We start from the raw sequence: 26,952 nt of genomic DNA, 5'->3' as shown, positions 1-26,952 counted from the left end.
TAGTAATTTTATATTTATCAATAAAAGAATGTTATTATAAATAAAATAGTTAGAATTCATTATTCTATTGATGCTTATTTCTGGTAGGCGTTAATACATGTATTTAGTGCTTTGTCAGTAATACATTTAAGATAATACTGGGGAGGCAGTTATAAATTGGCATGACAACATGAAAATATAGTGTTAAGCCATTGTTGGAAAAATAATTATTGTTTTCTAATGGGCGTATATACCCTATGGAGTTCAAGATGCCTCGCGACGGCAAGGGAGCAGCAAACTATGTGACCGGGGTGAGTGCAGCCAACAAAGAGGCAACTTGAAAGATAACGGGTATAGGCTCACTGTTCTATGATGAAAAGGTGGTTATATGTCGTATCTTGATCCGTTAGCGCTTTCTATCCGTTTCGGAAATCGCAATAATTTAAGTGCTGACAAACGATGGACGGATAAACCTAATCCTCTCCATATGCTTAATCAGGAACAATTTATTTACATTTATGAGGATAGTCTGCACTTTCTTTATGGTCGATATAGGTTCAACTCAAGTAATGGACGCGATAATATTTTGACAGATATACAGGTGTCGAAAATCAAGACCGGGAAATATATTGATCAATATGGTCATGATGAGCAGTATGAGATTCTTGGTCTTCTTGGCGGCATGGGAACATTTCCTTTACATTCAATATTCGGTACGTTCAGAACAGAAGAAGTCGATCTGGTTAGTTACTATTTTTATATTGCATATGTATTGACGGGTAATTATTCCGTTCATAATCGTTATTTTTACCAAGGTTATCCAATGGGGCCTAATAACGATGAGGGGTTAGATTATCTTCTTATGTGGAACGCCGTTGATATCATTCCACCACCGTATAAACCGGGTTTGCCGCGATATTTCCCGTTGATTAACGGTTATATTCTCTTTCCTTCGGCAACTGAGGCTGTAGTTATCTCTAATATTCCTACCGATGCCAGGTTTATTCGTCTTGAGGAGACTGGCAATAGGTTTCCTTTTGCGGGAGAGATTGCGACCAAGACACCTTATATCCTGACAGATAAGTTGCGGCAACAATGGGATGAAGAAGAGGAGCAAGGGGTACCAATAGACGAACGTGGATATTTTAACGAGGATGATTTGTGGCAATATGATGAACAGCAGGGGGATTGGGTGAAGTGGGGGGGAGCTTAAGTTTTTCCGCTCGCTAGTTCATGTCATTATTCGGTTGCTGCTCGTTTGAAGAGAACAGCAACCAAGTGTTTATCTATGCAAACAGTGAGTAGAGCACCGCAGAGATAGCAACTAATCCCATAAAGACGACAAATACATTACTTAGTTTGCCGCCATATTTGCGCATTGCAGGAACTTTGCGGATTGCATACATTGGCATAATAAACAGCAACATTGCGATAATCGGACCACCTAATCTTTCGATCATTTCCAAAATACTTGGGTTTAGAGTAGCGACAATCCAAGTTGTGACTAACATGAACATGGACGTGATACGATTCAGCTTTTTAGGCTCAATAGTTTTGCCTTGGTCGCGCAATGTCTTAACGACCATACCATTAAAACCTTCACGCGCTCCCAGGTAATGACCAAGGAAAGATTTGGTGATTGCGATAAATGCAATAAATGGAGCAATGTAGGCAATCACTGGTGTATTAAAGTGGTTAGCCAGATAAGACAGAATAGAGATATTTTGTGCTTTAGCTTCTGCCAGGTTTTCTGGAGACAGGCTCAATACGCAGCTAAATACGAAGAACATCACGGTGACAACCATCATGATATGGGCGTATGCCAGAATGCGGGAGCATTTTTTCTCAGCATTTTCGCCATACTCTGCACGTTTTGCTACGGCAAACGCCGAGATAATTGGCGAGTGATTGAAGGAGAACACCATTACCGGGATCGCCAGCCATAGAGTAATAAGCAGCCCATGACTTGCACCTGATGCAGAGATGGTGATGTTTTCAAAGATTGCGGTGTTCCAGTTAGGGATCAGATAGAACGCCAGTAGCATCAGAACGGCGACAAATGGGAATACCAGCACACTCATCGCCTTAACAATAGCCTGTTCGCCGAAACGGACGATGGTCATTACACCAATAATTAGGATCAGAGCCAGCAGGGCACGAGGAGGTGATGGCAGATGTAATTGGTGAACAATAAAGCTGTCTACGGTGTTGGTAATAGCAACACTGTAAACCAAGAGAATCGGGTAGATAGCGAAGAAGTAGAGCAGGGTGATAAGTTTACCTGCCAGGCTGCCAAAGTGCTCTTCTACGACTTCGGTAATATCTTCACCTGGGTTTTTACCCGATAGAACGAAACGACACATCCCGCGATGGGCGAAGAACGTCATTGGGAAAGCCAGTAGCGCCATCACCAGAAGAGGTAGCAGGCCGCCAATACCGGCGTTGATAGGTAAAAATAGTACACCAGCGCCAATCGCGGTACCGTATAAGCCAAGCATCCATACTGTATCTGATTTACGCCAGGTTTTATAATCGCTTGGGCTGGTCGCCTGCGATGCGATCGTACCTGTTTGAGTCATATCCATAGTTATCTCCGAGAATAACGCGGTAAATTAAAAAACGAAATTACAATGCCGCAAGTATGCAATAAATGCAAATACATGTGGCCTAACTCTTTCTTTATAAAAACAATTCTTTATAAAAATAAGTTCTTTAAATATCTTTGGCGTTTATTTGAACGTTTTTATTACCATATTTTGGTCGAAAATTGGACTTTGAATTAATAAGCCAAAATTTTCGCTTTACTTTCTTTTTTGAAAGAAAGTCTGGAAATTTTAAAACCAGACTTTTGATAGCGGCAAGATAGCGATTTTTAGTGAATAGTACCGTGATCATAGTCTCAAATGCAGAATATATCTCGAAAAGTCATCATGTTACGAGATTTAGTGTAATTGTTGCCTAAATATTGCGAATTTTCATGAGGTCAAATTATAACCTTAATTTTTCCATTACTCAACTCTCATTATTCTCTTATGTTTTTGTTATTTCCTGTCTATTTGTTTATATATTAATGAATGAAAATAGCAAATTGAGAAAAGGGTCAATAAATTGATAAATATCAATTTGTTACCAGATTTAAAAATAGGTATCTCTTATGTAATGCTTGTATCCTCGTGAAAGATATATATAAAACCAAAATAATAGATTGGCAGTATCGATAATATGAATGAAAGATGTATGCGCTATCCTTTGATCGGGTTTTAATAATCTCTTTCGTTATATATCTATTTACATAGTGATTTGTACAGATTTATTGATTTATATGAAAATCGTTGTGCTGAATTTAAGCGTAAATAAATGTTAAATAGGATACAGGATATTCCTCTGTTGGTTAACTCATGTCCATTTTTGAATGTAAAATTGGTCAATAATGTCTAATAAAAAAATCTTGGTTGACATGGAATTCGTTTATCTCAAGTCACTGAGTTGCATTTATATTGCTGATTAAAAATACAACATTGGCATGATGACTTCGTACTTTTATGAACCTAAAATGGCTGTATGTTACTAGCTCTTTATCCAGCCTTTACGGATAGGAAAAGCGCAGCAACGTTGGTACAGACTGTTCAATCTTTTTTGTAAACTTTCACCAGACAGGCTCCATATTATTTGCGCAAAAGTACATGCCATTAGGCTGACGATAAATGCGCCGACCATATCCATCGGCCAATGAACGCCTAAATAAACTCGGGCCCATGCGATAGCCAGTGCAATTGCCATCATGCATAAGCCCGGCCAAATCCTATACCAGAATATAAAGGATAAAGCGAAAGTGAAGACAGTTGTTCCGTGATGACTTGGGAATGAAGTTGTTGGCGCGTGAGGAAGAAAGTTATAACCAAAACCTTCTGCAAAAGGGCGGTCGTGAGGGCAGAGTAAACCGATACAGAATGAGGTTAGCATGGCGAAGCCGAAGGCAATGGTGGTTTTACTGACGATAACCCGATGATAAGGAAGAGTACGCTCTGAACCCCAAAACCAGAAACTAACCAATGTTAGAGGGAAAATAAGAACCAGATATTTTGCTATGAATACCGCCATTGCAATCATGGCTGGTGATGATTCAGGTGTAGCATTGAAAAAAGTAAACAGATCATGATTTATTTGTTCTAACAAATCGGGCCTCACATATAGTCACTTATGTACATCACGATAGTCGGACGCAAGAGAGTAAAGTTGGCCGACTTGTGAGTAAAGCTTAATCGTCTTAATTATTGGTGTTATTTATGTTTGGTTTATATTTCCGTCAAGGAAACATCTGGCGGTCGTTATGATAAAAAATAAGTATTTTATTGATATATATGATAAAAATCTCTGGATTGCCGTGGTGATAGTACAAGTAGTTGATAGTTTTATCATCTGTAGAATCGGTTATGTGTTTATACCCGTTATCTTTCAAGTTGCCTCTTTGTTGGCTGCACTCACTCACCCCGGTCACATAGTTCTCTATGCTCCCAAGGATTCGCTCCCTTGCCGTCGCGATGCATCTTGAAATCCATAGGGTATATAAGCGGCATGTTTTTCAGGCGATAAAAAAACCCGATAGCCTTAAACCAAAATGGATGACTATCGGGTTCCTCAATATTGGGATATCAAAGAAAAGCAGTGGCATTAATTCAGACTACGATTTGGCAAGAAAGTTCTTCGTGATAAGAAAAAAAATCAGATTTTTTTCAGTTTGATGAAAATAACACTTTTTGCACAAACCAACCGGGCCCACTGCGGTTAATAATCAATGGCGGTTTTTACCACAACAAAGTAGAACGGGAGGTTCGATTATTGTAGCAATTGGTGTTCTTTTACGTATGCTTCGAAGTCTGTACAACCACCGATATGTTTCTCATCAACGAAAATCTGTGGAACGGTTTCTACGGGTTTACCAACGGTTTTTTCCAAATCAGCTTTAGTAATACCTTCTGCGTGAATATCAACATAGCGGAAGTCAAAATCATCACGTTGCTCTTTCAGTCGTTCCGCCAGCTCTTTCGCGCGAACACAGTATGGGCAACCAGGACGACCGAAAATCACAGTAAACATATAAATTCCTCTTGGTTATATTAAAATAATGCGGTTTGATGTGTTGTTCATGCTTATTTGATCGCTACTATGCCTGTATGGATTTGTAAAAAAAAGCAGAAATTGCCTTTTGTTTTAATTTGACATACCAATTTTGGCAACAGCGTTTCCGGTAGTATAATGTGGCATCAGGTTATTAAGAGAGGATGTGATGAAAAGTCATCATGGCAGCATGAGTTCATTGGCAGATATGCCAAAACAGGTTATCCTGCTAGAAATTATCGGCATTAGTTGTTTGCTTCTGGCATATTTAACTATTAATGATATTGTCGTCTTAACAGATTTACTAATGACGCCAGAAGCACATGTTGTTATGATTTTCACCGGCGTGGGTTGTTTGGTCCCTGCTGCGGTTAATATCATTTGGCGTGCAGTGTATGGCCTCTCTTTTCTGGGAATTGATCATAAAAAAGAGAGCAAAAATAAGGCAGAAGAATAAGGCAGAAGATAGTGATAACGGTAGATAAAAATAATTTATCAGTTATTGGTGATAGCGCGATAAAGAATTATTTCGTAAGCTATAGCGCTTTTTCATTTTCCGTTGTATGGGGTTTTAGATGAGTTCACTTGTCATTCCTGACTTATCAGTATTGCGTGAGTGGTTGGATCAGCTCAAAATTTCCTACTTTGAGTGCGATTCATGCCAAGCGCTGCATCTACCTCATATGCAGAATATTGATGGCTTATTTGATGCCAAAATTGATCTGTTGGACAATGTAATCTTGTTTTCTGCATTGGCTGAAGTTAAACCAACCGCGATTATTCCTCTGATGGCTAATCTAAGCCAGATTAATGCCAGTTCCCTGACAATCAAGGCTTTTCTTGATATTCAGGATGAAAATTTACCAAAATTGGTGGTGTGTCAATCTTTCCTTATTTCAGCCGGGCTGACTTTTTCCCAGTTTTCTCATTTCTTGCAACAAAGCGAAGAGCAGATTGCGGGTGTGATTTTTGAAATTCACAGTAATAACTTGTTGTATATTAATCGCGATATTGAAATTGAGAGTGACATTGAAGAGGAAGAAGAAGCACAAGCTTCTGCTAAGGCGCCGACTTTTACTTTGCACTAATATTTCCAACACGGTCATCCTACAATGCAATGTACGCATTATTCTGCGGGGCATTGTCACTCTTGTCAGTGGCTTGAAAAACCCTATTCTCAGCAGTTAGAAGATAAACAGCAGAATCTAAAACAGTTATTATCTCAAACCCTTGTGAATCAATGGTTACTTCCAATCGCCAGCCAACCAGGCGCCTTTCGTAATAAAGCCAAAATGGTCGTCAGCGGCAGTGTAGAACGCCCATTATTAGGCATGTTGCATCGTGATGGCTCGGCGGTTGATCTGTGTCATTGTCCCCTCTATCCAGCGCATTTTCAGCCGGTATTCGATGTTGTTAAATCGTTCATTGTTTGCGCCGGGTTGACGCCATATAACGTTGCTCGTAAGCGGGGTGAACTGAAATATTTGCTGCTGACGGAAAGTCGTCATAGCGGTGAAATGATGTTGCGTTTTGTACTGCGTTCTGAAACGAAGATTGCTCAATTGGAGCGTGCCTTACCCCGGTTGCGTGATCAATTGCCACAGCTTACGGTGATTTCTGCCAATATTCAGCCGATCCATATGGCGATCTTGGAGGGGGAAAAAGAGATCTTGTTTACTGAGCAAAAAGCGCTTAAAGAACAGTTTAATGGTATTCCTCTTTACATTCGTCCACATAGCTTTTTCCAGATTAACCCGAAAGTGGCTGCTGAATTGTACGCAACAGCGGGGCGTTGGGTTCGTGAACTGAAAATCAGTAGCATGTGGGATCTATTCTGCGGCGTTGGGGGTTTTGGTCTGCATTGCGCAGATAAAAATACCTGTTTAACTGGAATCGAAATCAGCCCTGAAGCCATTGATTGCGCCCGTGATTCGGCAAAAATACTGGGTTTGGAAAATATCGAGTTTCAAGCTTTGGACTCAACACACTTCGCCGTAGCAAAAGATCAAATTCCGCAATTGGTTTTGGTCAATCCGCCTCGGCGGGGAATTGGTAAGGCGTTGTGCGATTATCTCAGTAAAATGGCGCCGGATTATATTCTTTATTCAAGCTGTAATGCTCAGACAATGGCGAAAGACATTGCTGCACTCGCTAACTATCGTGTAGAAAAGACACAGTTGTTTGATATGTTTCCCCATACCGAGCATTACGAAGTTTTAACGTTATTGAAGTTAAGTCACGATTAAATAACGAAAGAATATGTGGGGATGGGGGTTCCATAGAACGCCCTATCCCGTTTAATCATGGCGCTCAAAAGCGAGTGCACGACGTTCAATCATTCGCATCAGCAAAGTCAGGATGCCGTTAATGCATAGATAAATCACCCCTGCGGCCATAAAAACCATCACATCATAATTACGGCCAAATAGAAGCTGACTGTATCCCATGACTTCCAGCAAAGTAATGGTGCTTGCGAGAGAGGTACTTTTGAAAATCAATACAACTTCGTTGGAATAGGAAGATAACGCCCGTTTAAAGGCATAAGGCAGTAAGATTCGCATAGATTGTGCTTTAGACATGCCCAATGCTTGACAGGATTGCCACTGACCAGCAGGAATGGCCTTTACCGCGCCATAGAATAGCAGCGTAGAATATGCTGCGCTGTTAAGCGCCAGTGTTACCATTGCGCACAGCCAGGGTTCAGACAGTAATTGCCAAAGCCACGGGTGCGCTTTTATGGATGGAAATTGCCCAGGTCCGTAATAAATCAGAAAGAACTGCACCAGCAAAGGGGTACCGGTGAACAGAGTAATGTAGGTTTTTACCAGTTGTGTCAGTACCGGCAATTTCAGGGTCAGAACCATAGTGAACAGAACGGACATCATGAAAGCAACAAAAAGCGCTGTGACGGTCAGGCTTAGACTGGTTGTCAGCCCCGGCAAAATCTGTTGGATATACTCAAGCATTAGGAAACACTCCGATCAAAGCGGGTGGTATGCATCTCAATTTTCTTTAGAATAAATTGACTGAGTAAAGTGATGGCTAGATAGATAAGCGCCACAATCATATACCAGGTAAAGGGTTCCTGAGTCCGTGTGGCAATACTTTTGGTTTGTTGCATCAGATCATTCACGCTGATAAGCGATACCAGCGCGGTGTCTTTCAGCAAAACTAACCATTGGTTGCCGAGCCCGGGCAGAGCATGCCGCCACATTTGGGGCATGATCAGGCGGAAAAATATTTCAGCGCGACCAAGACCTAATGCCTGACCGGCTTCCCATTGGCCGATAGGAATGGCTTTTATCGCACCACGGAGTGTCTGGGATGCATAGGCAGAGTAGAGCAGAGAAAGTGCAATGACGCCACAAAGAAAGGGGCTGACATAAAAGTCTTGAATATCTATCTGAATTCTGGGGTGCCAGAAGATAAGATCAACGTCAAAGCCATCAGCCAGTATCATGAGAAGTTGTGATGCGCCGAAGTAGACGAACAGCACGACCAAAATTTCCGGCAATCCTCTGAACAGAGTGACCCAACAGGTACCAAGTATGGCGAAGGGTTTCCAACGGGCTGATTCCCAGGCAGCAAATAGCATGGCTAAAATCAGACCAAGCACTAATGCAGACACGGCAAGGCCGACGGTGATGCCGGCGGCGCTTGTTAGAGATTGGAATTCATTCATGGAAATTCTGCGACTTATTTAAACCATTTTTTATAGATGATGTCATAAGTGCCATCTCGTTTGATGTCTGCGAGTGCTTTATTCAGCTTATCTTGCAGATCTTTGTTGCCTTTACGCACTGCAATACCTAAGCCGATACCAAAGTAATTTTTGTCAGTGACTTTTTTACCGATGGTATTTAAGTTTTCATTCTTTTTCAGCCATTCGTTAACAACGGCAGTATCGCCGAAGACGGCGTCCAGACGGCCATTTTTCAGATCCAGAATCGCATTTTGATAGCTGTCATAAGGAACGGTTTTAATCTCTGTTCGTTGCTCCATCAGATATTTCTGATGAGTTGTCCCATTCTGAATACCCACAAGTTTGCCTTTCAGCTCTGCGGTGTTAGAGACTTTGTCTTTAACGGAGATAAAAACCGCTGAGTTGTCGTAATAAGTGTTAGTAAAATCAACCTGCTTTTGGCGCTCAGGGGTGACATCAATACCGGCGGCTAAAGCGTCGAAGCGGCGGAATTTCAGGCTGGGGATCAAGCTGTCAAAGGATTGGTTAGTGAAGGTACATGTGGCGTTAATTTTCTCACAGAGAGCATTGACCAAATCGACATCAAAACCCTGAATTTTATTATTTTCATCAATGAACTCAAACGGAGGATAAGTGGCTTCTGTAGCAAAACGAATGGTCTCTTTTTCCGTGGCGGTTGCAGATAAAGTTACTGTGCCTAAGAGGGCTGCAAAAAGTAGTTTTTTCATCGCTATATCCTATTAATAGTTAGTGTGATAGATAATTAGCAAAGGCTTTGGTTTGTGGTTGCGTAAAATGGTTGATATCACCTTGTTCTATAATGCGGCCGTTTTCCATATATACGACACGGCTTGCGGCCTTACGGGCGATTTCCACTTCATGGGTAACGATAATCTGCGTAATGCCCGTTGCTGATAATTCATGGATGATATTGACAACCTGTGCTGTGATTTCTGGGTCCAGCGCTGCCGTTGGTTCATCAAATAATAAAACCTGGGGTTCCATCATTAATGCGCGTGCGATAGCGACTCGTTGCTGTTGCCCTCCAGATAAATGTTGTGGGAAGCGGCCGGCAAAATTATCTAAGCGTAAACGGGAAAGGAGCTTATTCGCTTTTTCCTGTGCCTGTTGCTTGGATAAACTCAATACGCGACAAGGCGCTTCGATCAGGTTATCCATAACAGTAAGGTGGGGCCATAAATGATATTGCTGAAAGACCATACCTACATTCTGGCGTAGAGAACGAATCTCCTTTGTTCCTGGCGTTTGTTCGAAATCGAATTGATGATTAGCAATATGTAACTGGCCGGATCGTGGTATTTCCAGCAGGTTTAATACTCGCAACAACGTACTTTTACCTGCGCCGCTTGGCCCTAACAAAACCATCGTTTCCCCTGGAGAACACTCAAGATTAATATCAAACAGCGCTTGATGGGCGCCGTAATAGCAATCAATGCTTTTTAATTGAATACTCATGCTTTAATTCTGAATAGTCAGTGATTTAATCCGATGCTAAACCCGTTAGCATAATTATGCAACATCTTATGCACAGAATATTATTAATTGATATTTCAATTACATGCCTAATTAACGTGTTCTATTTTCTCCTTGTGCGATTTGTCAGCAAAAGCTTATTTATTCTGTTGCCATACTGAAGAAAGATGAATAGGCCGCAATGTAGGTAAGCATGAGAATAAGTAACCGCTGCTGACGACTGATGACCATGAAACGTTCGAACCGTTATTTATGGCATCAAGTATTAATTGTGGCTCAAATTCTGGTTAAGTAAAGAATGCCATCAGTAAGGGGGCGAGCAAACTCAGCACAAAACCGTGAACTATTGCTGCTGGAACAATACTGACTCCTCCGCACCGTTGTAATACTGGCAAGGTAAAATCCATCGAAGTGGCGCCGCTTAATCCTATAGCGCTTGAGCGATATCGATTGATTAGAACTGGAATTAGCATAATTGCCACCAGTTCGCGCACCAGATCATTAAAGAATGCGGCACTGCCGATTACCGGCCCGTAAGCGTCGGAAAGTAAGATGCCAGAAAGGGAATACCAGCCGTAACCAGAAGCTAACGCTAAACCTGTTTTCATTGGCAGCCCGAGAATAAGTGCTGCGATAGCACCGCCGATAAGCGCGCTGATAGCAATGACAACCGCAATAATGGTACCACGACGGTTTAGCAGTATCTGTTTCAGGCTCATACTGCTGTTACGTAATTGAATACCGACGAGTAACAACAAAACGATTAAGGCAATTTCACTGGCATGATTGGAGAAGTGCAGCCATGACCAACCAGTAAGCCCAAATAGGAAACCTAAAATCAGCACGCCACATAATTTCAGTGATTCAAAAATCATATGTAAACGGGAAGGTGGTTTTTCCTGTTTATGCGGGCTGACAATCCAAGGATCGCGCCTTTCAAGTAGAAATAACGCCAGCATATTAGCCGTAAAAATACATAAAAAAAATGTTATCGCGTATTGAAAGATAGAGAAGAGGTTACGGCCTAAATCGTCTAACAAAGCCAGGCTGATTCCCATTAAAAACAGGATGATATAGACCATCGCGTTAAGAAGGTGATGAACTGCATTTAACAGTGCTTTATTATTCAAATGAATAAGATAGCCTAGCGTTAACGGCAAAAGAATGATCAGCATCCCAGAGTACATAATTAACATCCTTTAAAACGGTTAACGTTTTTTTATCCAAATTTAGTATAAAAATCGGTTGTAAAGACTATAAAGATAAAAGATAACAATTTTTTTACATTAAGAGAATAGCCAGGATAGAGGGAAGTCTGTTGTTGCTCAAAGAATTTTTTATTCTTAAGGAGGGTATGTTACTAATAACTTTCAATGGGCGTAAAATGTAAAGAGAACGGTATCTATCTGGAATAAGTGGAAATCCCTGGTTTTCGTGGTATTGCAAGAAATAAGTTTTTTACTATTTCTCTAAATCCAATACTTAATATGGTGATATTTAAATGAATTTTATTCGCTCGAAGCGTCGATGGGTTGTGTTGTTAGCTATTGTGGCTGTTATCACATTGGTTCTGGGGTATTTTCTGCATGGACCAGAAACGATTAAATATCAGACTGTCTCTGTTATTAAAGGCGATTTGGAAAAAAATGTACTGGCAACGGGAAAACTGGATGCGGTCAGAAAAGTAGATGTTGGGGCGCAGGTGAGTGGTCAGTTGCAGAATTTGTATGTTGAAGTGGGCGATAAGGTGACAAAAGGTCAGTTACTGGCATTAATTGATCCTAAACCGGCGCAAAACGAAGTCAAAGAAGTTGAAGCGACGATCAAAGAATTGAAAGCTGATCTGATAGAGGCTAGGGCACAATTGAAATTGGCGCGGCTTACGTCACAGCGTCAAAACAATCTGGCAAAAGTGCAGGCGGTTTCACTCCAGGAATTGGATCAGGCTAAAACAGACGTTGAAGTGAAAAGAGCGAAGATAGAAAATTTATTGGCGCAAATCAGTAAAAATCAAGCCAGCCTTGATACTGCCCAAACTAATTTGCAATACACTCGGATTACTGCGCCAATGGATGGCATTGTTGTCAATATCAAAACCCTTCAGGGACAAACGGTCATTGCGGCGCAGGAAGCCCCGACCATTTTGACATTGGCTGATCTCGGCACGATGTTGGTAAAAGCGGAAGTATCAGAGGCGGATATTATTTACCTGAAACCGGGGCAGAAAGCTTCTTTTACCGTATTAGGCGCACCGGATAAAAATTTTCCAGGGGTGCTGAAAGATATTTTGCCGACGCCGGAAAAGATTAATGATGCCATTTTCTTCTATGCCCGCTTTGAGGTGGCTAATCCTCAACAACTTTTGCGTTTGCAAATGACTGCCCAAGTGAAAATTCAACTCGATTCCCATCGTGATGTGTTAATGGTTCCTATCTCTGCTCTGGGTAAACAGATTACGCCAACCCGCTATGAGGTGGATATCCTGAATGGCGATAAAGAAGAGAAACGGGAAGTGACCATTGGCGTGCGCAATGATGTGAATGTACAAATTCTGTCTGGTCTGAAAGAACATGAGCAGGTGATTACTGGTCGTAGTGATGAAGCAGAGGGTGAGTAATGAATGCGTTACTTGAGCTGAAAGGTATAGAGCGCAGTTATCCCGCAGGTGAGCAACAGGTAAAAGTATTGGATGATATCACTTTGTCTATTTACGCCGGTGAGATGGTTGCGATTATCGGTGCGTCAGGCTCGGGTAAATCGACACTGATGAATATTCTTGGTTGTCTTGATCAACCCAGTAATGGTGAATATCGGGTCGCGGGACAGAATGTTGCTGAACTGAATAATGATCAACTAGCAGCACTGAGACGGGAACATTTTGGCTTTATTTTTCAGCGTTATCATTTACTGACTCATTTAACTGCTGAACAGAATGTGGAAATTCCTGCTATTTACGCGGGAGCCGCTAAGGCAGCACGTCGTCAGAGAGCCATAGAGTTGCTTGGTCGTTTAGGGCTTGAAGAGCGAATCTACTATCAGCCGGGGCAGCTCTCTGGTGGACAGCAGCAGAGGGTCAGTATCGCCAGGGCGTTGATGAATGGTGGTCAGGTTATTTTGGCTGACGAACCCACCGGCGCGTTGGATAGCCATTCCGGCGAAGAGGTGATGGCAATCCTCAAACAACTGTGTGAACAAGGGCATACCGTCATTATTGTCACTCATGATCCGAAAATTGCGGCGCAGGCACAGAGGATTATTGAGATCAAAGATGGTCACATTATGAGTGACTCCGGCACACGAATAAGTAGAAAAGTCACTCAAACTCCATCGTTAACATCAAAAATATCGTCGATACGCCAGACCTTTGGGCGGTTTAATGAAGCTTTATTCATGGCCTGGCGGGCGATGATTGCCAACAAGATGCGAACTTTGCTGACTATGTTGGGGATTATCATTGGTATTGCTTCTGTCGTGACTATTTTGGTTATCGGAGATGCGGCTAGGGCATCGGTGTTATCCGATATTAAAGAGATTGCGACGAATACTATTGATATTTATCCAGGAGAAGATTTTGGCCTTGATGATCCGGTCAGTATGCAAGCACTGAAAATAGAGGATTCAGACGCGATTAAAGCGCAGCCCTATATTCTGGCGGTTTCACCAGAAATTGAGGGACAAATGCGCCTTCGTAAAGGGAACATTGATGTTGCTTCGAGAGTGACTGGCGTTGGCGATGAGTTTTTTCAGGTTTATGCTCTGCGTTTTGCCCAAGGAATGGGATTCTCATTGGATATGATACGCCGTCAGGGGCAAGTTGTGGTTATTGATGACAATACTCAGCGTAAGCTGTTTCCTCACCAGAAAAATGTGATTGGGGAGGTGATCCTGGTGGGTAATATGCCGGCCACAATTGTGGGAGTGGTATCTGATAAGAGAGCGACGTTTGGCAGTAGCAAATCATTACATGTCTGGTTGCCTCATAGCACAATGACCAGCCGTCTGATGAATCGAAATTATTTGGATTCAATTACTGTCAGAATAAAGGATGGTTATAACTCTAAGGATATCGAAAAGAAGATTGTTCAATTGCTCACTTTGCGCCACGGGAAAAAGGATGTTTTCACCTATAACGTGGACCTGATGGTAAAAGCGGCGGAAAAAACGGCCCATACTTTACAACTGTTTTTGACGATGGTGGCGGTAATTTCACTGATAGTTGGCGGTATTGGCGTTATGAACATTATGTTAGTTTCAGTGACTGAACGTACAAGAGAGATCGGTATCCGTATGGCAGTAGGCGCCAGAACCAGCGATGTGATGCAGCAGTTTCTGATAGAGGCTATTTTGGTTTGTCTGGTTGGCGGTGTTTTGGGCATTGTACTCTCTTATACGATTGCATTGATTGCTCAACTGGCGCTGCCCGGTTGGCATTTTGTTTTCCAGCCCATAGCCTTACTCAGCGCTTTCGCCTGTTCTACCGCAATTGGCGTGATATTTGGGTTTCTACCGGCCCGTAATGCTGCTCGCCTTGATCCGATAGAAGCGTTGGCAAGAGAATAAGCGGCAATGAAATAACGTTACGCCGCTGGTAATGACCAGCGGCGTGTGAATAATACCTGGTTATAACCCACAGGCCAGGCTATTTAGCCTTTGGGTTCGTTTTCAAGGGGAACAATAATACTGGCATGATTTCCCTTTGGGCCTTGGTGAACGCTGAAATTCACTTTCTGACCCGCTTTCAGTGTCCGGTAACCGTCCATCTGAATGGTTGAGTAATGAGCGAATATATCTTCTCCGCCGCTTGCCGGGCAAATAAACCCAAAGCCCTTAGCATTATTGAACCACTTAACAGTACCTGTCTCCATACTTCTACATCCCTCGTTTAATAATTTCGGTTGAGATGAGCCATTAATATAACAGTCGTAAACAATCACATGTAAACAGTGACATTATCTATGTTTGTTCACAAAACATACTGTAGTAAAAATCAAATTCTCGTCAAGCACAGAACAAATGTCTGGTTGTTTTGAATGACTAAAGTTTGATATAGATAACGATATGAGTTTCGTTCATTCACTTTTATGCCAAGTTTTCATAGGGGAATAGTCTATGGTAAAAGGAGTTGCCCAGAGAATGATAAGATAAATGGCAATATAATTTGTTTGCTGGCAGTGGCTGGCGTTAGAGATTAATCCTGTTGGGAAAATAATGAACGAGTATCATAACAGTTTGAAAATTAAGGAATCCGTTAAGAATGAACGACAGCAAAAATTGCAGCCGCCGTCAATGTATAGGGTTATTCTTAACAATGATGATTACACTCCGATGGAGTTTGTAGTTGACGTATTACGAAAGTTCTTTTCTTATGATATTGAACGGGCAACGCAGTTAATGTTGGATGTCCACTATCAAGGGAAGGCTGTTTGTGGGGTTTATACTGCTGAGGTGGCAGAAACTAAAGCGGCTCAGGTAAATATGTATGCCAGGGAGCACGGGCATCCATTACTTTGTACGCTGGAAAAAATCTGACCAGGTATACTGATTTTAGGGGGAGGTGCCTATGCTCAACCAAGAGCTTGAACTTAGTCTTAATATTGCCTTTGCTAAAGCACGGGATAACAGACACGAGTTTATGACTGTGGAGCACCTATTGCTGGCGTTGTTAAGTAATTCATCAGCGCGTGAAGCATTGGAAGCCTGCAAGGTCAATCTGGCTCAATTGCGTAAGGAGCTGGAGAATTTTATTTCACAAACGACACCGTTGTTACCTGAAAATGATGAACGAGAGACTCAGCCGACGTTGAGTTTTCAACGTGTTCTTCAGCGCGCGGTATTTCATGTTCAATCCTCTGGGCGTTCAGAAGTTTCTGGCGCTAATGTGCTGGTGGCTATCTTTAGCGAACAGGAGTCTCAGGCTGCTTATTTGTTGCGTAAACATGATGTTAGTCGTCTGGATGTGGTTAATTTCATTTCTCACGGAACTCAAAAAGAGGACACTGAATCGGATCATCAGGAGACAGGCGCGCAATCTGCGGAAGAGCACTCTACAGGTGAGGATCGGTTAGAAAATTTTACAACTAATCTGAATCAGCTTGCTCAAAGAGGGCAGATTGATCCATTGATTGGCCGTCAGGATGAGTTGGAAAGAACAATCCAGGTATTGTGTCGTCGTCGGAAAAACAACCCATTGTTGGTCGGAGAGTCGGGGGTCGGTAAGACAGCCATTGCAGAAGGACTGGCATGGCGGATTGTGCAAAAAGATGTACCGGAAGTGATGGCTGATTGTACGATTTATTCGCTGGATATTGGTTCATTGCTGGCGGGAACTAAATATCGTGGTGATTTTGAGAAGCGCTTCAAAGCATTATTAAAAACCCTTGAGCAGGATAAGAAAAGTATTCTATTTATAGATGAAATTCATACCATTATCGGCGCGGGCGCCGCGTCAGGGGGGCAGGTAGATGCAGCTAATCTGATTAAGCCATTGTTATCTAGTGGACGTATCAGAGTGATTGGTTCTACGACTTATCATGAATTCAGTAATATTTTTGAAAAAGATCGGGCGTTAGCGCGTCGTTTTCAGAAGATTGATATTGTTGAGCCTTCACCCGAAGAGACGATACAGATTATTAAAGGGTTGCGGCCGAAATATGAAGCGCACCATGATGTACGTTATACCACGAAAGCTATCCGTGCTGCGGTTGACTTATCAGTGAAATACATTACTGATCGCCACTTGCCGGATAAGGCGCTCGACGTGATTGATGAAGCCGGGGCGCGTACCCGTCTGGTGCCGATTAGTCGTCGTAAAAAAACGATTAATGTGTCGGATATTGAATTTGTTGTTGCTCGGATTGCTCGTATTCCTGAAAAAACTGTTTCTGCCAGTGATAAAGATGTTCTAAGAACACTGGATGAGCGGCTGAAAATGTTGGTATTCGGTCAGGATACTGCGATTGCGGCATTGACCGAAGCCATTAAGATGAGTCGTGCAGGATTGGGTCAGGATAATAAACCGGTGGGTTCTTTCCTACTTGCAGGTCCGACAGGCGTGGGGAAAACGGAAGTCACCGTACAGCTTGCTAAGGTGCTGAATATCAAATTATTGCGTTTTGATATGTCAGAATATATGGAGCGCCATACAGTAAGTCGTTTAATTGGCGCGCCGCCGGGATATGTTGGTTTTGATCAAGGAGGGTTGCTTACTGATGCTGTGATTAAACATCCTCATTCAGTATTGCTGCTTGATGAGATTGAAAAAGCACATCCAGATGTATTTAACCTGTTATTGCAAGTCATGGATAACGGTACTCTGACTGATAATAACGGTCGCAAAGCGGATTTTCGTAACGTCATTTTAGTCATGACAACGAATGCGGGGGTACGTGAAACGCAGCGCAAATCCATTGGATTTAAGCAGCAGGATAACAGCTCTGATGCAATGGAAGAGATTAAGAAAGTGTTTACACCGGAATTCCGTAACCGTCTTGATGGCATCATCTGGTTTAATACGCTTTCTATCGAGGTTATTCAACAGGTAGTTGATAAGTTCATTGTCGCCTTGCAGGCACAATTGGATGAAAAAGGCGTTTCGCTGGAGGTCAGCGCGGATGCTCGTCAATGGTTATGTGATAAAGGCTATGATAAAGCAATGGGTGCTCGTCCAATGGCGCGGGTTATTCAAGATAGCTTGAAAAAACCGTTGGCAAATGAACTCCTGTTCGGCTCATTAGTTCACGGTGGCTCGGTAAGTATTGGCCTGGATAAGGTAAAACGCGTACTGACTTACGATTTCAGCAGTGCCTATAAGCAGAAGCCGGAAGATGTAGTGCACTAATAAGGAGCAACACCACAGGTGAATACAACGTTGTTAAATACAAAGTTGCTACCTGTGGTGTAATACCTGAAAACGGTAATGAATCAGCGGCTACGGAAGACGATACGGCCTTTGCTCAGGTCATATGGGGTCAGCTCAACTGTAACCTTGTCGCCTGTCAGGATGCGGATGTAGTTTTTACGCATTTTACCTGAGATGTGAGCAGTGACTACGTGCCCGTTTTCTAACTCAACGCGGAACATAGTGTTTGGTAGCGTGTCTAGCACGGTACCTTGCATTTCAATATTGTCTTCTTTGGCCATCTAATCCTCTAAGTTTAATAACCATCGTTTTTAACGGGCAAGATAATGCCGAAAAACCCGCATTATGTAAAGGAATGTTGTATTTTAACCCGCTATTTTGCAAATGGTGCATGGTGATATTTACGTTATGATCAACATGAATCGGTCAAATGTTGATTATAATTCCAGTACTTGTTGTGACCAGCAACCGAGTCTTAATGACCGATTTCTGAATTGATAAAGATACTGAATAAACTCCTCCCTGGGGATCTCTTTTGCGCCTAGTGATGCTGTGTGATGGTTAAGCACTTGACAGTCCAATAGTTTACCACCGTGTCGCAGAAAATGGTGATAGAAGGCGATGAGTGCGCATTTGGATGCATTTTCCATTCTGCTAAACATAGACTCACCGCAGAATAGTGTACCAACGCTAACACCGTACAAACCACCAACAATCCGTTCATCGTGCCAGACTTCTATTGAATGCGCTTGTCCTGCCTGATGTAATTTCTGATAACCTTGTTGGATATCCCGGCCTATCCATGTTCCTTCATGCCGTTGAGCGCAGAAATAAACCACCTGTTCAAAGGCATAATTCACCGTAATACGGTATGGGTGATTGCGCAGAAACCGACGTAATGTTCGGCCGATATGCAATTCACCCGGAATGATTACCGCACGTGGGTCGGGGGACCACCAAAGTGGCACTTCACTGGGTAAAAACCAAGGGAAAATGCCTTGATGGTAAGCCGCATTTAATCGTTTAGCAGATAAATCCCCTCCTACCGCTAGTAGGCCATTAGGCTCGGTTAATGCCTCTTTGGGGTGAGGGAAATCATATGAATTAGTATCCAGTTGAGTTATTGGCATCGTGTGTTACTGCTCCGGTTCAAGGCGAATTTGATGTTGCCGTTGATGAAACTGATAATAGCGACCTTGCTGAGTCAGTAATTCATCATGTTGACCTTGTTCAATAATGGTGCCGTTATCCATGACGTAAATACGATCCATATGATCAAGCCCGTACAGGCGGTGGGTGACAATAATTAATGACTTATGCTGACAGTGCTGACGCAGTAGAGACAGAATTTGCTGTTCAGTGTCCGCATCGAGCCCTTCAGTAGGTTCATCCAGTAACATCAGCGGCGCCGAGTGCAGTAACGTTCTGGCAATGCCCAAGCGACGCTGTTCACCACCTGACAACTGACGGCCACCTTCGCCCATCCAGCAGTTTAGCCCCTCATCGGTTTCCAGTAGGTTGCTTAAACCCACCTGTTTCAGCACAGTTTCCAGTTCATCATCGGTTGCATTTGGTTTTGCTAGTAATAAATTCTGGCGCAAAGTATGACTGAACACATGCACACGTTGTGAAACAACCGATATCATACTGCGCAGAGTTGATTCGTCATAAGCGCTAATGGGATATTGATTCAGACAGATTGTGCCTGAATCAACATCCCAAGCGCGGGTCAGTAATTGCAGCAAGGTAGATTTACCACAACCGGTTTTTCCTAACAGCGCAATATGCTCTCCCGCTTTCAGGCAGAGAGAAACATTTTTCAGAACAGCCATTGGCTGATCAGGATAAGTGAAACTGATATTTTTGATATCAATATTAGCTTGTGTCGAACCTTCCGGCCCTGATGTAGGAAACGTTACTTCCGGTTCTTGTTGCATCAATTGAGAAACACGGGTTGCAGAGGTAATGACTTGCCCCAGATGTTGGAATGCAACCGTGACAGGGCCCAGACTCTCAAACGCGGCAAGAGAACAGAAGACAAACAGTGCGATTAATGCCCCTGGTTGGTTGTTTCCCCCTACGCCGTTAGCTGCCAGCCATAAGATCAATGTGACAGTCATACCGGTGGCGAAAATCATGATTGCCTGTGACAAACCAGTCAGGTTAGCTTGTTGTTGTTGGCGCCGTAACCAATGTGACTCAATATCGGCCATTGACTTGCGAAAACGACCGACAGCGCCGAACACCATCAATTCGGCTTGCCCTTGCAACGCTGCGGTGAGTTGAGTGCGGTATTGGCCTCGCAGAATAGTCAGATCGCGGCCGACGGATTTACCTGCGTTATAAAATACCAATGGCAGCAGGATCAACAGAGCCAGCATAATACCGCCAAGGGTATAGGCTAATGTGAAATCCAGAAAACCAAGGCCGAAAGTGAGAACTATGATAACGATAAAAGCTGATAATATGGGTGAAATCACCCGTAAATAGAGGTGATCCAATGTTTCAACATCAGCGACTAACCGGTTTAATAATTCGCCTTGACGAAAACGAGCTATTCCTCCCGGTGAAAGCGGCAAAATTTTCTGAAAAGCAAAAACTCGTAAATGCGCCAGTACCCGGAAAGTGGCGTCATGGCTAACCAACCGTTCAGCATAGCGCCCGGCAGTTCGAAGAATGGCAGAGCCTCGGACACCCGCAGCCGGTAGCATATAGTTGAATGTATAACCGGCAAGACCTGCTAGTGCTGTGCCTGCAAGGAACCAGCCAGAGAGGGTCAATAAACTTATACTGGCGAGTAGTGTAACAACAGCCAGAACCATGCCTAAACTGATAAGAAACCAATGACGGCGATAGAGCGCCAGAAAAGGAAGCAATACCTGCATGATTACAGCTCCTTACTTCGATGGGATAACAGACGGGTGAATACCCCTTGAGATTGGCTTAACGTCTGGTAATCTCCCTGTTCGATAATTAACCCTTTTTCCATGACCAAAATCTGATCATATTCCAGCGTTTCTTCCAATTGGTGGGTAACTAACAGGGTTGTCTGATGATGAGATGCCTGATTGAGTGTTTCCATAACCCGTTGTTCGCTATGTGCGTCCAGACTGGCGGCAGGCTCATCCAGTAATAATAACTGGCAGGGTTTCAATAGGGCACGGGCAACAGCGATACGTTGGGCCTGACCAACGGATAATCGTGCAGCATTATCACCGATGATAGTATTCAGCCCATCGGGTAAACCATGAATGAATTCGGTGACATATGCTTGTTCCATAACCTGATGGATTTGCTGTTGATTGGCATTAGGTTGGTTCAGGCGAATATTATCAAGCAAAGTCTGCTCAGGCAGATGTGGATTTTGCCCAACCCAACTCAGTTGATTACGCCATCTCTGTAGATCCAACTCGCGCAACTCAACGCCATTAATTTGTATTGAGCCACGATAGGGCAGGAACCCTAACAGTAAATTCAAGAGGGAACTTTTACCTGCTCCGCTTGGGCCAACTAATGCCGCCCGTTGATTTTTCTCTATAGTAAAATTCAATGGGCCAGCAAGCCGGTTGCCATCGTGGGCCAAAATTTCCAGATCATTAGCAATGATGGTCAATGAATCTTGGGTATTTAGCGTCTTATCACCGCCGGCAGGCGCATGTTCGCCATCACTGCTCAATAAAGTCACTAACGCTTCTGCGGCGCCAACCGCCTGTGCTTTAGCGTGATAATAAGTACCCAGATCGCGTAATGGCTGGAAAAATTCCGGGGCAAGGGTTAACACCAGAAAACCGGCAAACAGGGTAACGCCCATCCCATAACTGCCAAAATTAAGTTCCCCCAGATAGGAGAAACCAAAATAGACAGCGACAATAGCAATAGAGATGGCAGCAAAGAATTCCAGTACCGCGGAAGAAAGGAATGCTAACCTCAGCACTTCCATCGTCCTAAGACGGAAGTTTTCGGTGGATTCGCTGATTTGTTGTGCTTCTGCCTTGCCGCGATAAAACAGGCGCAACGTTTCCAGCCCACGTAGCCGATCCAGGAAATTACCGCTTAACCGGCTTAGCGCGACAAAATTACGCCGATTAGCGTCTGCGGCGCCTAAACCAACCAGTGCCATAAACAAGGGAATCAGCGGAGCAGTCGCGAATAGAATTAGCCCGGCAGCCCAGTTAACAGGGAATAGGGTGAGCAGGATAAGAATAGGGATCATGACGGCAAGAGACATCTGCGGCAGATAGCGGGAATAATAATCCTGCATATTTTCTATCTGCTCAATAATAATGGTTGCCCAGCTACCGGCTGGTTTACCTTTAACCCACACTGGGCCAAGTTGCTCAAGCTTATCCAATACCATAGCGCGGATTTTCTGACGCACGACTTTACCACAGATGAAACCGATCCGTTCCCGAATAGCGCTGATGATTGCCCGTAGCGCAAAGGCGGCTGCTAGCAACCAAAATTCGTTCGAAATGTGCTCACGCGAAAGGTTATCCATGATTAAAGCTTGCAGAATTGAGGCTAGTAACCAGGCTTGAGTGATAATCAACAATCCACTGATTAAGCCGAGTAACATGGACAGGCGGAGCCAGCGTTGGGCCGGGGCACTTTGCTGTTTCAGCCAGCGAACCAATTCATACTGTCTTATTTTGTCCATAGAAAAAAAATTCTAATCTAGCAGGTGAGGGTATGGTGTACCAAAAGGCTGGACATATCCTATGTGTCAGCATCCTGCTGATATGTTACATGTTAAAAGGCGCTACCGAAATAGCGCCTTGAAAGAAAAAGAATTTATTTATCGGCTAGCCCATCCAGAAAACGTTCTGCGTCAAGGGCTGCCATACAACCTGTACCGGCGGACGTAATTGCCTGGCGGTAGGTATGGTCCATGACGTCGCCGGCGGCGAATACACCGGGAATTGAAGTCTGAGTGGCGTTACCCTGCAAACCGGATTGAACTTTGATGTAACCATTATCCAGTTCTAATTGGCCTGCAAAGATAGCAGTATTGGGAGTATGGCCGATAGCAATGAATGTGCCGGTAACAGCCAATTCTTCTGTAGCGCCGCTTTTGGTATCGCGTAGGCGAACACCAGTAACGCCCATATTATCACCAAGTACTTCATCCAGAATACGATCGGTGTGCAGGATGATATTGCCATTTTTGACTTTATCCATCAGGCGACCGATTAGGATCTTCTCTGAACGGAAAGTATCACGGCGATGAATGAGGTGGACTTCCGCTGCAATATTTGCCAGATATAAGGCTTCTTCTACGGCGGTATTACCGCCGCCGACAACGGCGACTTTCTGGTTACGATAAAAGAAGCCATCACAGGTTGCACAGGCTGAAATACCACGACCTTTGAATGCCTCTTCAGAAGGTAAACCTAAATAACGAGCAGAAGCGCCTGTTGCGATAATCAGTGCGTCACAGGTATATTCTTGTTCATCACCATAAAGGCGTAAAGGCCGGCTTTGCAGATCGACTTTTTGAATATGGTCAGAAATGATTTCGGTTTGGAATTTTTCAGCATGTTGGTGCATGCGTTCCATTAACCCAGGGCCGGTCAGACCTTCCGGATCGCCAGGCCAGTTTTCGACCTCGGTGGTTGTAGTCAACTGACCGCCTCTTTCAACCCCGGTAATAAGAACCGGATTTAAATTTGCTCGGGCAGCGTAAACCGCGGCAGTATAGCCTGCTGGACCGGAGCCAAGAATAATGAGTTTGTGGTGTTTGGCGGTGCTCATAAATACCTCATTCCATTTATCACCTAATCGAATATCGAGCGATTGTAGGAGAAATAGGAGGGTAAAAAAAGCTAAAAGACTCATGTTACTAACGATTTTACCGATAGATATTAACTAATAATGACTTTAACCTGAGAAAAGTGTTCTTTTAGTGCTGTTTGGATATCATTTGCTCGTTTTCAATTAATAGTAGACTATCGAAACGATTAACTGAAAATTTGTTCCACAGGTTGTTCTGATTTTTGCTCATTTACTTTGACAATCGGCTGTGCATTTGCGAAAACATCACTGTAAGAGATAATTATCCACCTCGCTAAATTCGTTTCTATAAAAATCGACATGTGGATAATCCTCTTTTGTGTAGCATTAAAAAATGGCCTGTGAGCTGCTTTACGCTGATAGAGCGAGGCTTTAACTTTAAGACATCTTTTCCAACTCAAACTTAGAGAGATAGGGGAAAATGTTATGGGTGTAGGAAAATAAAGAGAGATCAACAAGATGATAGATAATAAAAAACGTCCGGGAAAAGATCTTGATCGCATAGATCGTAATATCCTAAATGAGCTACAAAAAGATGGGCGAATTTCTAACGTAGAACTGTCTAAACGGGTAGGTTTGTCTCCAACCCCGTGCCTGGAGCGTGTTCGTCGTCTGGAACGTCAAGGGTTTATTACTGGATACACGGCATTGCTGAATCCTCACTATTTGGATGCATCTTTGCTGGTATTTGTTGAAATTACTTTAAACCGTGGCGCTCCAGATGTTTTTGAACAATTCAATGCTGCTGTACAAAAATTGGAAGAGATTCAGGAATGTCACTTGGTTTCCGGTGATTTCGACTATCTATTGAAAACCCGCGTGCCAGACATGTCAGCTTATCGTAAGTTGCTAGGCGAAACTTTGTTGCGTTTGCCAGGTGTTAATGACACCCGCACATATGTTGTAATGGAAGAAGTTAAGCAGAGCAACCGTCTGGTCATTAAGACGCGCTAAAATCTTACCAAAAATGTACAGGTGCAAAACTGGAAAAACTTAGGTACACTCCTGTTTATGCATACAGTTTCAACGCTGAGCTATCTCGGCGTTGTTCCGTTAAATCAACAGGAAACCTGGAGAGCCTTTCTTGAGCCAGGAATATACAGAAGATAAAAATATTAAGTTAAAGAGACTGAATAGTGGGCGCAGGTTGTTAGAAGCTGTGTTGCTTGTCATTGTTATCTTAGCGGCTTATCTGATGGTCGCGCTTGTCAGTTTTAACCCTTCTGATCCCAGTTGGTCTCAGACTGCATGGCATGAGCCGGTGCATAATTTGGGAGGGAGTGTTGGCGCATGGCTGGCCGATACGCTATTTTCTGCGTTTGGTATTCTAGCTTACGCTATCCCCCCCGTGATGATGTTGGGTTGCTGGAGTGCTTTTAGGCAACATGATGACCGAGAGTATGTCGATTTCTTTGCGCTGGCTTTGCGCGTTATTGGCGCATTGGCAATCATCTTAACTTCATGTGGATTAGCGGCGCTGAATGTTGACGATCTCCATTACTTTGCTTCCGGCGGTATTATTGGCAGTCTGTTTAGTAGTGCGATGTTGCCTTGGTTTAATGAATTGGGCGCAACTTTGGTATTGTTGTGTATTTGGGCAATTGGATTTACGTTATTTACTGGCTGGTCATGGTTAACGATTGCTGAAAAAACAGGGGCAGTGATTCTGGGAGCAATAGGATTTATTACCAATCGTAGTCGTCATGAACAGGAATATACGCCATACGAAGAAACGGCTATTGAGCGGGAAAATCTTGCCGATGATAAAACAGAATCTGAATTCACAGCGCTCGATATTGATCATGATGATGTGTTATTTACCGCACCTTCAGCCGCAGAGTTAGCAAAAACTGAACTGGACGAACCAGAATCGGTGAAAGCAGAAATCGAACAAGAACAGCCAACGGACATTCCCACCATAAATATGGCTGATATTGTTGTTGAACCGGAAATTCAGCTCAATACCTCTGATGATATAGTTCGGCCTCAGTCATTAATGGAAGAGAGTGAAAAGAATAACGACGAACCTATTCGTTATGTGTTTGAAACTCCTGCTGAGTACCATTTTGAGCCTATATCTGAATTTAATCGTGAAGCGACGCCAACATTTGAACCCGTCGGAAATCGCCAGAATGGCAGTGACACTTTCACTTTTATGCCTGAAACAGAGCCAAAAAGTACAGAGCAAAAAAATGTTATAGCAGCAACCGCTGCAACGGTTATAACGGGTAACTCACAGGTTAAACAAGGAATCGGGCCAGAACTACCTCGTCCTAATCCTGTCCGTATTCCAACCCGCCGTGAACTGTATGGCATCAAAGTTCCCTCACAACGTCTTGCAGAACAACAGCGTGAAGAGGAGGTCAAACAACAAGTAGACGGATCGGGTGATGATGTTGAGTCTGATAAGCAGCAAGAAGCGTTGCTGCGTCAACAATTTCTTGCACAACAGCGTGAGCGTTATCGTATTACGGTGGATACAGAAAAACAGGCTTCAATCCAGCCTCATGTAAGCCAGAACCCATTTGAGACGGAAAATCGGCCTCAAACAGGAGCAGAGATTGTTAAACAGGCCGTTGAGCAGCCGCAACATAAACGTTATCAGGACCAAAATCACCAAGAGGAAAAAGAGTTCTCTGCTCTGGAGAGTTTATCGATTTTGAATAACTTCTCACCGGTTGAAGATTTAGTTAAAAAAGAGCCGGCAGAACCGCTGTTTATGCCTTCTGTTCAATCAGCGCCGGAAAATCGATCAGAACGGCCCACAGAAATTGCTTTTGCGCCAGCATCCGTACACAATGTTGTACAGCAACCGCAGCAACCGCAGCAACCGCAGCAACCGCAGCAACCGCAGCAACCGCAGCAACCGCAGCAAGATAGCTTATTCCATCCGTTTTTGGTTCGTAACGATCAACCATTGCCAAAACCAACGACGCCGATGCCTTCGCTCGATCTGTTAACCAGTCCTCTCGCGGAAGAGGAACCCGTTGATATGTTTGACCTTGTGCAG

At 43.4% G+C, this 26,952-nt stretch carries 24 protein-coding genes; 10 read left to right on the top strand and 14 right to left on the bottom strand.

Annotated elements, in window-relative coordinates:
* The first annotated feature begins 367 nt into the window (after window positions 1-367).
* Window positions 368-1,192 carry a hypothetical protein gene (locus tag V2H77_RS10555; protein ID WP_341498744.1) on the top strand — a complete coding sequence of 275 codons (825 nt, stop codon included), beginning with the start codon at window positions 368-370 and terminating at the stop codon, window positions 1,190-1,192.
* A 73-nt stretch (window positions 1,193-1,265) separates the two neighbouring features.
* Here the strand turns inward: V2H77_RS10555 and V2H77_RS10550 are convergent, their stop codons facing one another.
* The 3 genes from V2H77_RS10550 to V2H77_RS10540 all read right to left on the bottom strand — a co-directional run bounded on the left by V2H77_RS10550 (window position 1,266) and on the right by V2H77_RS10540 (window position 5,076).
* A complete protein-coding gene (locus V2H77_RS10550; RefSeq protein WP_341498743.1) occupies window positions 1,266-2,564 on the bottom strand; it encodes an HAAAP family serine/threonine permease in 1,299 nt (432 codons plus the stop codon).
* A gap of 982 nt (window positions 2,565-3,546) precedes the next feature.
* Window positions 3,547-4,155 carry an undecaprenyl-diphosphate phosphatase gene (ybjG, locus tag V2H77_RS10545; RefSeq protein WP_341498742.1) on the bottom strand — a complete coding sequence of 203 codons (609 nt, stop codon included), beginning with the start codon at window positions 4,153-4,155 and terminating at the stop codon, window positions 3,547-3,549.
* 660 nt (window positions 4,156-4,815) lie between these two features.
* Window positions 4,816-5,076, bottom strand: coding sequence for a GrxA family glutaredoxin (locus tag V2H77_RS10540; protein ID WP_011145878.1), 261 nt, complete (start codon window positions 5,074-5,076; stop codon window positions 4,816-4,818).
* A 190-nt stretch (window positions 5,077-5,266) separates the two neighbouring features.
* Between V2H77_RS10540 and V2H77_RS10535 the strand changes: the two genes are divergently transcribed.
* The 3 genes from V2H77_RS10535 to rlmC all read left to right on the top strand — a co-directional run bounded on the left by V2H77_RS10535 (window position 5,267) and on the right by rlmC (window position 7,343).
* Window positions 5,267-5,554 (top strand): YbjC family protein, encoded by a 288-nt coding sequence (locus V2H77_RS10535; protein ID WP_341498741.1) that lies wholly within the window; start codon window positions 5,267-5,269, stop codon window positions 5,552-5,554.
* A 118-nt stretch (window positions 5,555-5,672) separates the two neighbouring features.
* Window positions 5,673-6,185: a YbjN domain-containing protein gene (locus V2H77_RS10530; protein ID WP_139655022.1), complete on the top strand. Its 513-nt coding sequence runs from the start codon at window positions 5,673-5,675 to the stop codon at window positions 6,183-6,185.
* Between the two features lie 24 nt (window positions 6,186-6,209).
* A complete protein-coding gene (gene rlmC, locus V2H77_RS10525; RefSeq protein WP_341498740.1) occupies window positions 6,210-7,343 on the top strand; it encodes a 23S rRNA (uracil(747)-C(5))-methyltransferase RlmC in 1,134 nt (377 codons plus the stop codon).
* Window positions 7,344-7,394: 51 nt separating this feature from the next.
* Here rlmC and artM read toward each other — a convergent pair whose 3' ends face one another.
* The 5 genes from artM to V2H77_RS10500 form a co-directional block, all read right to left on the bottom strand.
* Window positions 7,395-8,063 (bottom strand): arginine ABC transporter permease ArtM, encoded by a 669-nt coding sequence (gene artM, locus V2H77_RS10520; RefSeq protein WP_341498739.1) that lies wholly within the window; start codon window positions 8,061-8,063, stop codon window positions 7,395-7,397.
* Entirely contained in the window at window positions 8,063-8,779 is a 717-nt protein-coding gene (artQ, locus tag V2H77_RS10515; protein ID WP_341498738.1) for an arginine ABC transporter permease ArtQ, read from the bottom strand. The genes artM and artQ overlap by 1 nt, the downstream gene beginning before the upstream one ends.
* Before the next feature lie 14 nt (window positions 8,780-8,793).
* On the bottom strand, window positions 8,794-9,528 hold the full coding sequence (gene artJ / locus V2H77_RS10510) for an arginine ABC transporter substrate-binding protein (protein WP_341498737.1): 735 nt from the start codon (window positions 9,526-9,528) through the stop codon (window positions 8,794-8,796).
* Between the two features lie 19 nt (window positions 9,529-9,547).
* Window positions 9,548-10,276: an arginine ABC transporter ATP-binding protein ArtP gene (artP, locus tag V2H77_RS10505; RefSeq protein WP_341498736.1), complete on the bottom strand. Its 729-nt coding sequence runs from the start codon at window positions 10,274-10,276 to the stop codon at window positions 9,548-9,550.
* Between the two features lie 305 nt (window positions 10,277-10,581).
* On the bottom strand, window positions 10,582-11,481 hold the full coding sequence (locus V2H77_RS10500) for a lysine exporter LysO family protein (protein WP_341498735.1): 900 nt from the start codon (window positions 11,479-11,481) through the stop codon (window positions 10,582-10,584).
* 314 nt (window positions 11,482-11,795) lie between these two features.
* Here V2H77_RS10500 and macA point away from each other — a divergent pair, with 314 nt between their 5' ends.
* Entirely contained in the window at window positions 11,796-12,911 is a 1,116-nt protein-coding gene (gene macA / locus V2H77_RS10495; protein ID WP_341498734.1) for a macrolide transporter subunit MacA, read from the top strand.
* Window positions 12,911-14,854: a macrolide ABC transporter ATP-binding protein/permease MacB gene (gene macB / locus V2H77_RS10490; protein WP_341498733.1), complete on the top strand. Its 1,944-nt coding sequence runs from the start codon at window positions 12,911-12,913 to the stop codon at window positions 14,852-14,854. The genes macA and macB overlap by 1 nt, the downstream gene beginning before the upstream one ends.
* Window positions 14,855-14,937: 83 nt before the next feature.
* Here the strand turns inward: macB and cspD are convergent, their stop codons facing one another.
* On the bottom strand, window positions 14,938-15,159 hold the full coding sequence (gene cspD / locus V2H77_RS10485; protein ID WP_036814644.1) for a cold shock-like protein CspD: 222 nt from the start codon (window positions 15,157-15,159) through the stop codon (window positions 14,938-14,940).
* Window positions 15,160-15,502: 343 nt separating this feature from the next.
* Between cspD and clpS the strand changes: the two genes are divergently transcribed.
* Window positions 15,503-15,823, top strand: coding sequence for an ATP-dependent Clp protease adapter ClpS (gene clpS, locus V2H77_RS10480; protein WP_341498732.1), 321 nt, complete (start codon window positions 15,503-15,505; stop codon window positions 15,821-15,823).
* Between the two features lie 31 nt (window positions 15,824-15,854).
* Window positions 15,855-18,131 carry an ATP-dependent Clp protease ATP-binding subunit ClpA gene (gene clpA / locus V2H77_RS10475; RefSeq protein WP_341498731.1) on the top strand — a complete coding sequence of 759 codons (2,277 nt, stop codon included), beginning with the start codon at window positions 15,855-15,857 and terminating at the stop codon, window positions 18,129-18,131.
* A gap of 83 nt (window positions 18,132-18,214) precedes the next feature.
* On the opposite strand, the gene infA is transcribed toward clpA, so the two are convergent.
* The 5 genes from infA to trxB all read right to left on the bottom strand — a co-directional run bounded on the left by infA (window position 18,215) and on the right by trxB (window position 23,903).
* A complete protein-coding gene (gene infA, locus V2H77_RS10470) occupies window positions 18,215-18,433 on the bottom strand; it encodes a translation initiation factor IF-1 (RefSeq protein WP_002211347.1) in 219 nt (72 codons plus the stop codon).
* A gap of 156 nt (window positions 18,434-18,589) precedes the next feature.
* Window positions 18,590-19,282: a leucyl/phenylalanyl-tRNA--protein transferase gene (gene aat / locus V2H77_RS10465; RefSeq protein ID WP_341498730.1), complete on the bottom strand. Its 693-nt coding sequence runs from the start codon at window positions 19,280-19,282 to the stop codon at window positions 18,590-18,592.
* Between the two features lie 6 nt (window positions 19,283-19,288).
* Window positions 19,289-21,037, bottom strand: a complete 1,749-nt coding sequence (cydC, locus tag V2H77_RS10460) for a heme ABC transporter ATP-binding protein/permease CydC (protein WP_341498729.1) — start codon at window positions 21,035-21,037, stop codon at window positions 19,289-19,291.
* Between the two features lie 2 nt (window positions 21,038-21,039).
* Window positions 21,040-22,809, bottom strand: a complete 1,770-nt coding sequence (gene cydD / locus V2H77_RS10455) for a heme ABC transporter permease/ATP-binding protein CydD (RefSeq protein WP_341498728.1) — start codon at window positions 22,807-22,809, stop codon at window positions 21,040-21,042.
* A gap of 134 nt (window positions 22,810-22,943) precedes the next feature.
* A complete protein-coding gene (gene trxB, locus V2H77_RS10450; protein ID WP_341498727.1) occupies window positions 22,944-23,903 on the bottom strand; it encodes a thioredoxin-disulfide reductase in 960 nt (319 codons plus the stop codon).
* A 498-nt stretch (window positions 23,904-24,401) separates the two neighbouring features.
* Between trxB and lrp the strand changes: the two genes are divergently transcribed.
* Window positions 24,402-24,896, top strand: a complete 495-nt coding sequence (lrp, locus tag V2H77_RS10445) for a leucine-responsive transcriptional regulator Lrp (RefSeq protein ID WP_011145896.1) — start codon at window positions 24,402-24,404, stop codon at window positions 24,894-24,896.
* A 130-nt stretch (window positions 24,897-25,026) separates the two neighbouring features.
* Window positions 25,027-26,952, top strand: a 1,926-nt coding sequence (locus tag V2H77_RS10440) for a DNA translocase FtsK 4TM domain-containing protein (protein WP_341498726.1), incomplete at its 3' end; no start/stop codon positions are given.

Origin of the sequence: Photorhabdus sp. P32 (assembly GCF_038085095.1) — a bacterium.
Lineage (GTDB): Bacteria > Pseudomonadota > Gammaproteobacteria > Enterobacterales > Enterobacteriaceae > Photorhabdus > Photorhabdus luminescens.
This window is presented reverse-complemented; position numbering and strand designations above follow the sequence as displayed.

Bases quoted from the DNA above. Each gene is read 5' to 3' on its own strand.
- clpA (WP_341498731.1), top strand. From the start codon at position 15,855: ATGCTCAACCAAGAGCTTGAACTTAGTCTTAATATTGCCTTTGCTAAA.
- V2H77_RS10550 (WP_341498743.1), bottom strand. From the start codon at position 2,564: ATGGATATGACTCAAACAGGTACGATCGCATCGCAGGCGACCAGCCCA.
- cspD (WP_036814644.1), bottom strand. From the start codon at position 15,159: ATGGAGACAGGTACTGTTAAGTGGTTCAATAATGCTAAGGGCTTTGGG.
- artP (WP_341498736.1), bottom strand. From the start codon at position 10,276: ATGAGTATTCAATTAAAAAGCATTGATTGCTATTACGGCGCCCATCAA.
- V2H77_RS10500 (WP_341498735.1), bottom strand. From the start codon at position 11,481: ATGTACTCTGGGATGCTGATCATTCTTTTGCCGTTAACGCTAGGCTAT.
- cydD (WP_341498728.1), bottom strand. From the start codon at position 22,809: ATGGACAAAATAAGACAGTATGAATTGGTTCGCTGGCTGAAACAGCAA.
- artQ (WP_341498738.1), bottom strand. From the start codon at position 8,779: ATGAATGAATTCCAATCTCTAACAAGCGCCGCCGGCATCACCGTCGGC.
- macB (WP_341498733.1), top strand. From the start codon at position 12,911: ATGAATGCGTTACTTGAGCTGAAAGGTATAGAGCGCAGTTATCCCGCA.
- rlmC (WP_341498740.1), top strand. From the start codon at position 6,210: ATGCAATGTACGCATTATTCTGCGGGGCATTGTCACTCTTGTCAGTGG.
- infA (WP_002211347.1), bottom strand. From the start codon at position 18,433: ATGGCCAAAGAAGACAATATTGAAATGCAAGGTACCGTGCTAGACACG.
- V2H77_RS10530 (WP_139655022.1), top strand. From the start codon at position 5,673: ATGAGTTCACTTGTCATTCCTGACTTATCAGTATTGCGTGAGTGGTTG.
- aat (WP_341498730.1), bottom strand. From the start codon at position 19,282: ATGCCAATAACTCAACTGGATACTAATTCATATGATTTCCCTCACCCC.
- lrp (WP_011145896.1), top strand. From the start codon at position 24,402: ATGATAGATAATAAAAAACGTCCGGGAAAAGATCTTGATCGCATAGAT.
- V2H77_RS10555 (WP_341498744.1), top strand. From the start codon at position 368: ATGTCGTATCTTGATCCGTTAGCGCTTTCTATCCGTTTCGGAAATCGC.
- artM (WP_341498739.1), bottom strand. From the start codon at position 8,063: ATGCTTGAGTATATCCAACAGATTTTGCCGGGGCTGACAACCAGTCTA.
- clpS (WP_341498732.1), top strand. From the start codon at position 15,503: ATGAACGAGTATCATAACAGTTTGAAAATTAAGGAATCCGTTAAGAAT.
- macA (WP_341498734.1), top strand. From the start codon at position 11,796: ATGAATTTTATTCGCTCGAAGCGTCGATGGGTTGTGTTGTTAGCTATT.
- artJ (WP_341498737.1), bottom strand. From the start codon at position 9,528: ATGAAAAAACTACTTTTTGCAGCCCTCTTAGGCACAGTAACTTTATCT.
- cydC (WP_341498729.1), bottom strand. From the start codon at position 21,037: ATGCAGGTATTGCTTCCTTTTCTGGCGCTCTATCGCCGTCATTGGTTT.
- V2H77_RS10540 (WP_011145878.1), bottom strand. From the start codon at position 5,076: ATGTTTACTGTGATTTTCGGTCGTCCTGGTTGCCCATACTGTGTTCGC.
- V2H77_RS10535 (WP_341498741.1), top strand. From the start codon at position 5,267: ATGAAAAGTCATCATGGCAGCATGAGTTCATTGGCAGATATGCCAAAA.
- trxB (WP_341498727.1), bottom strand. From the start codon at position 23,903: ATGAGCACCGCCAAACACCACAAACTCATTATTCTTGGCTCCGGTCCA.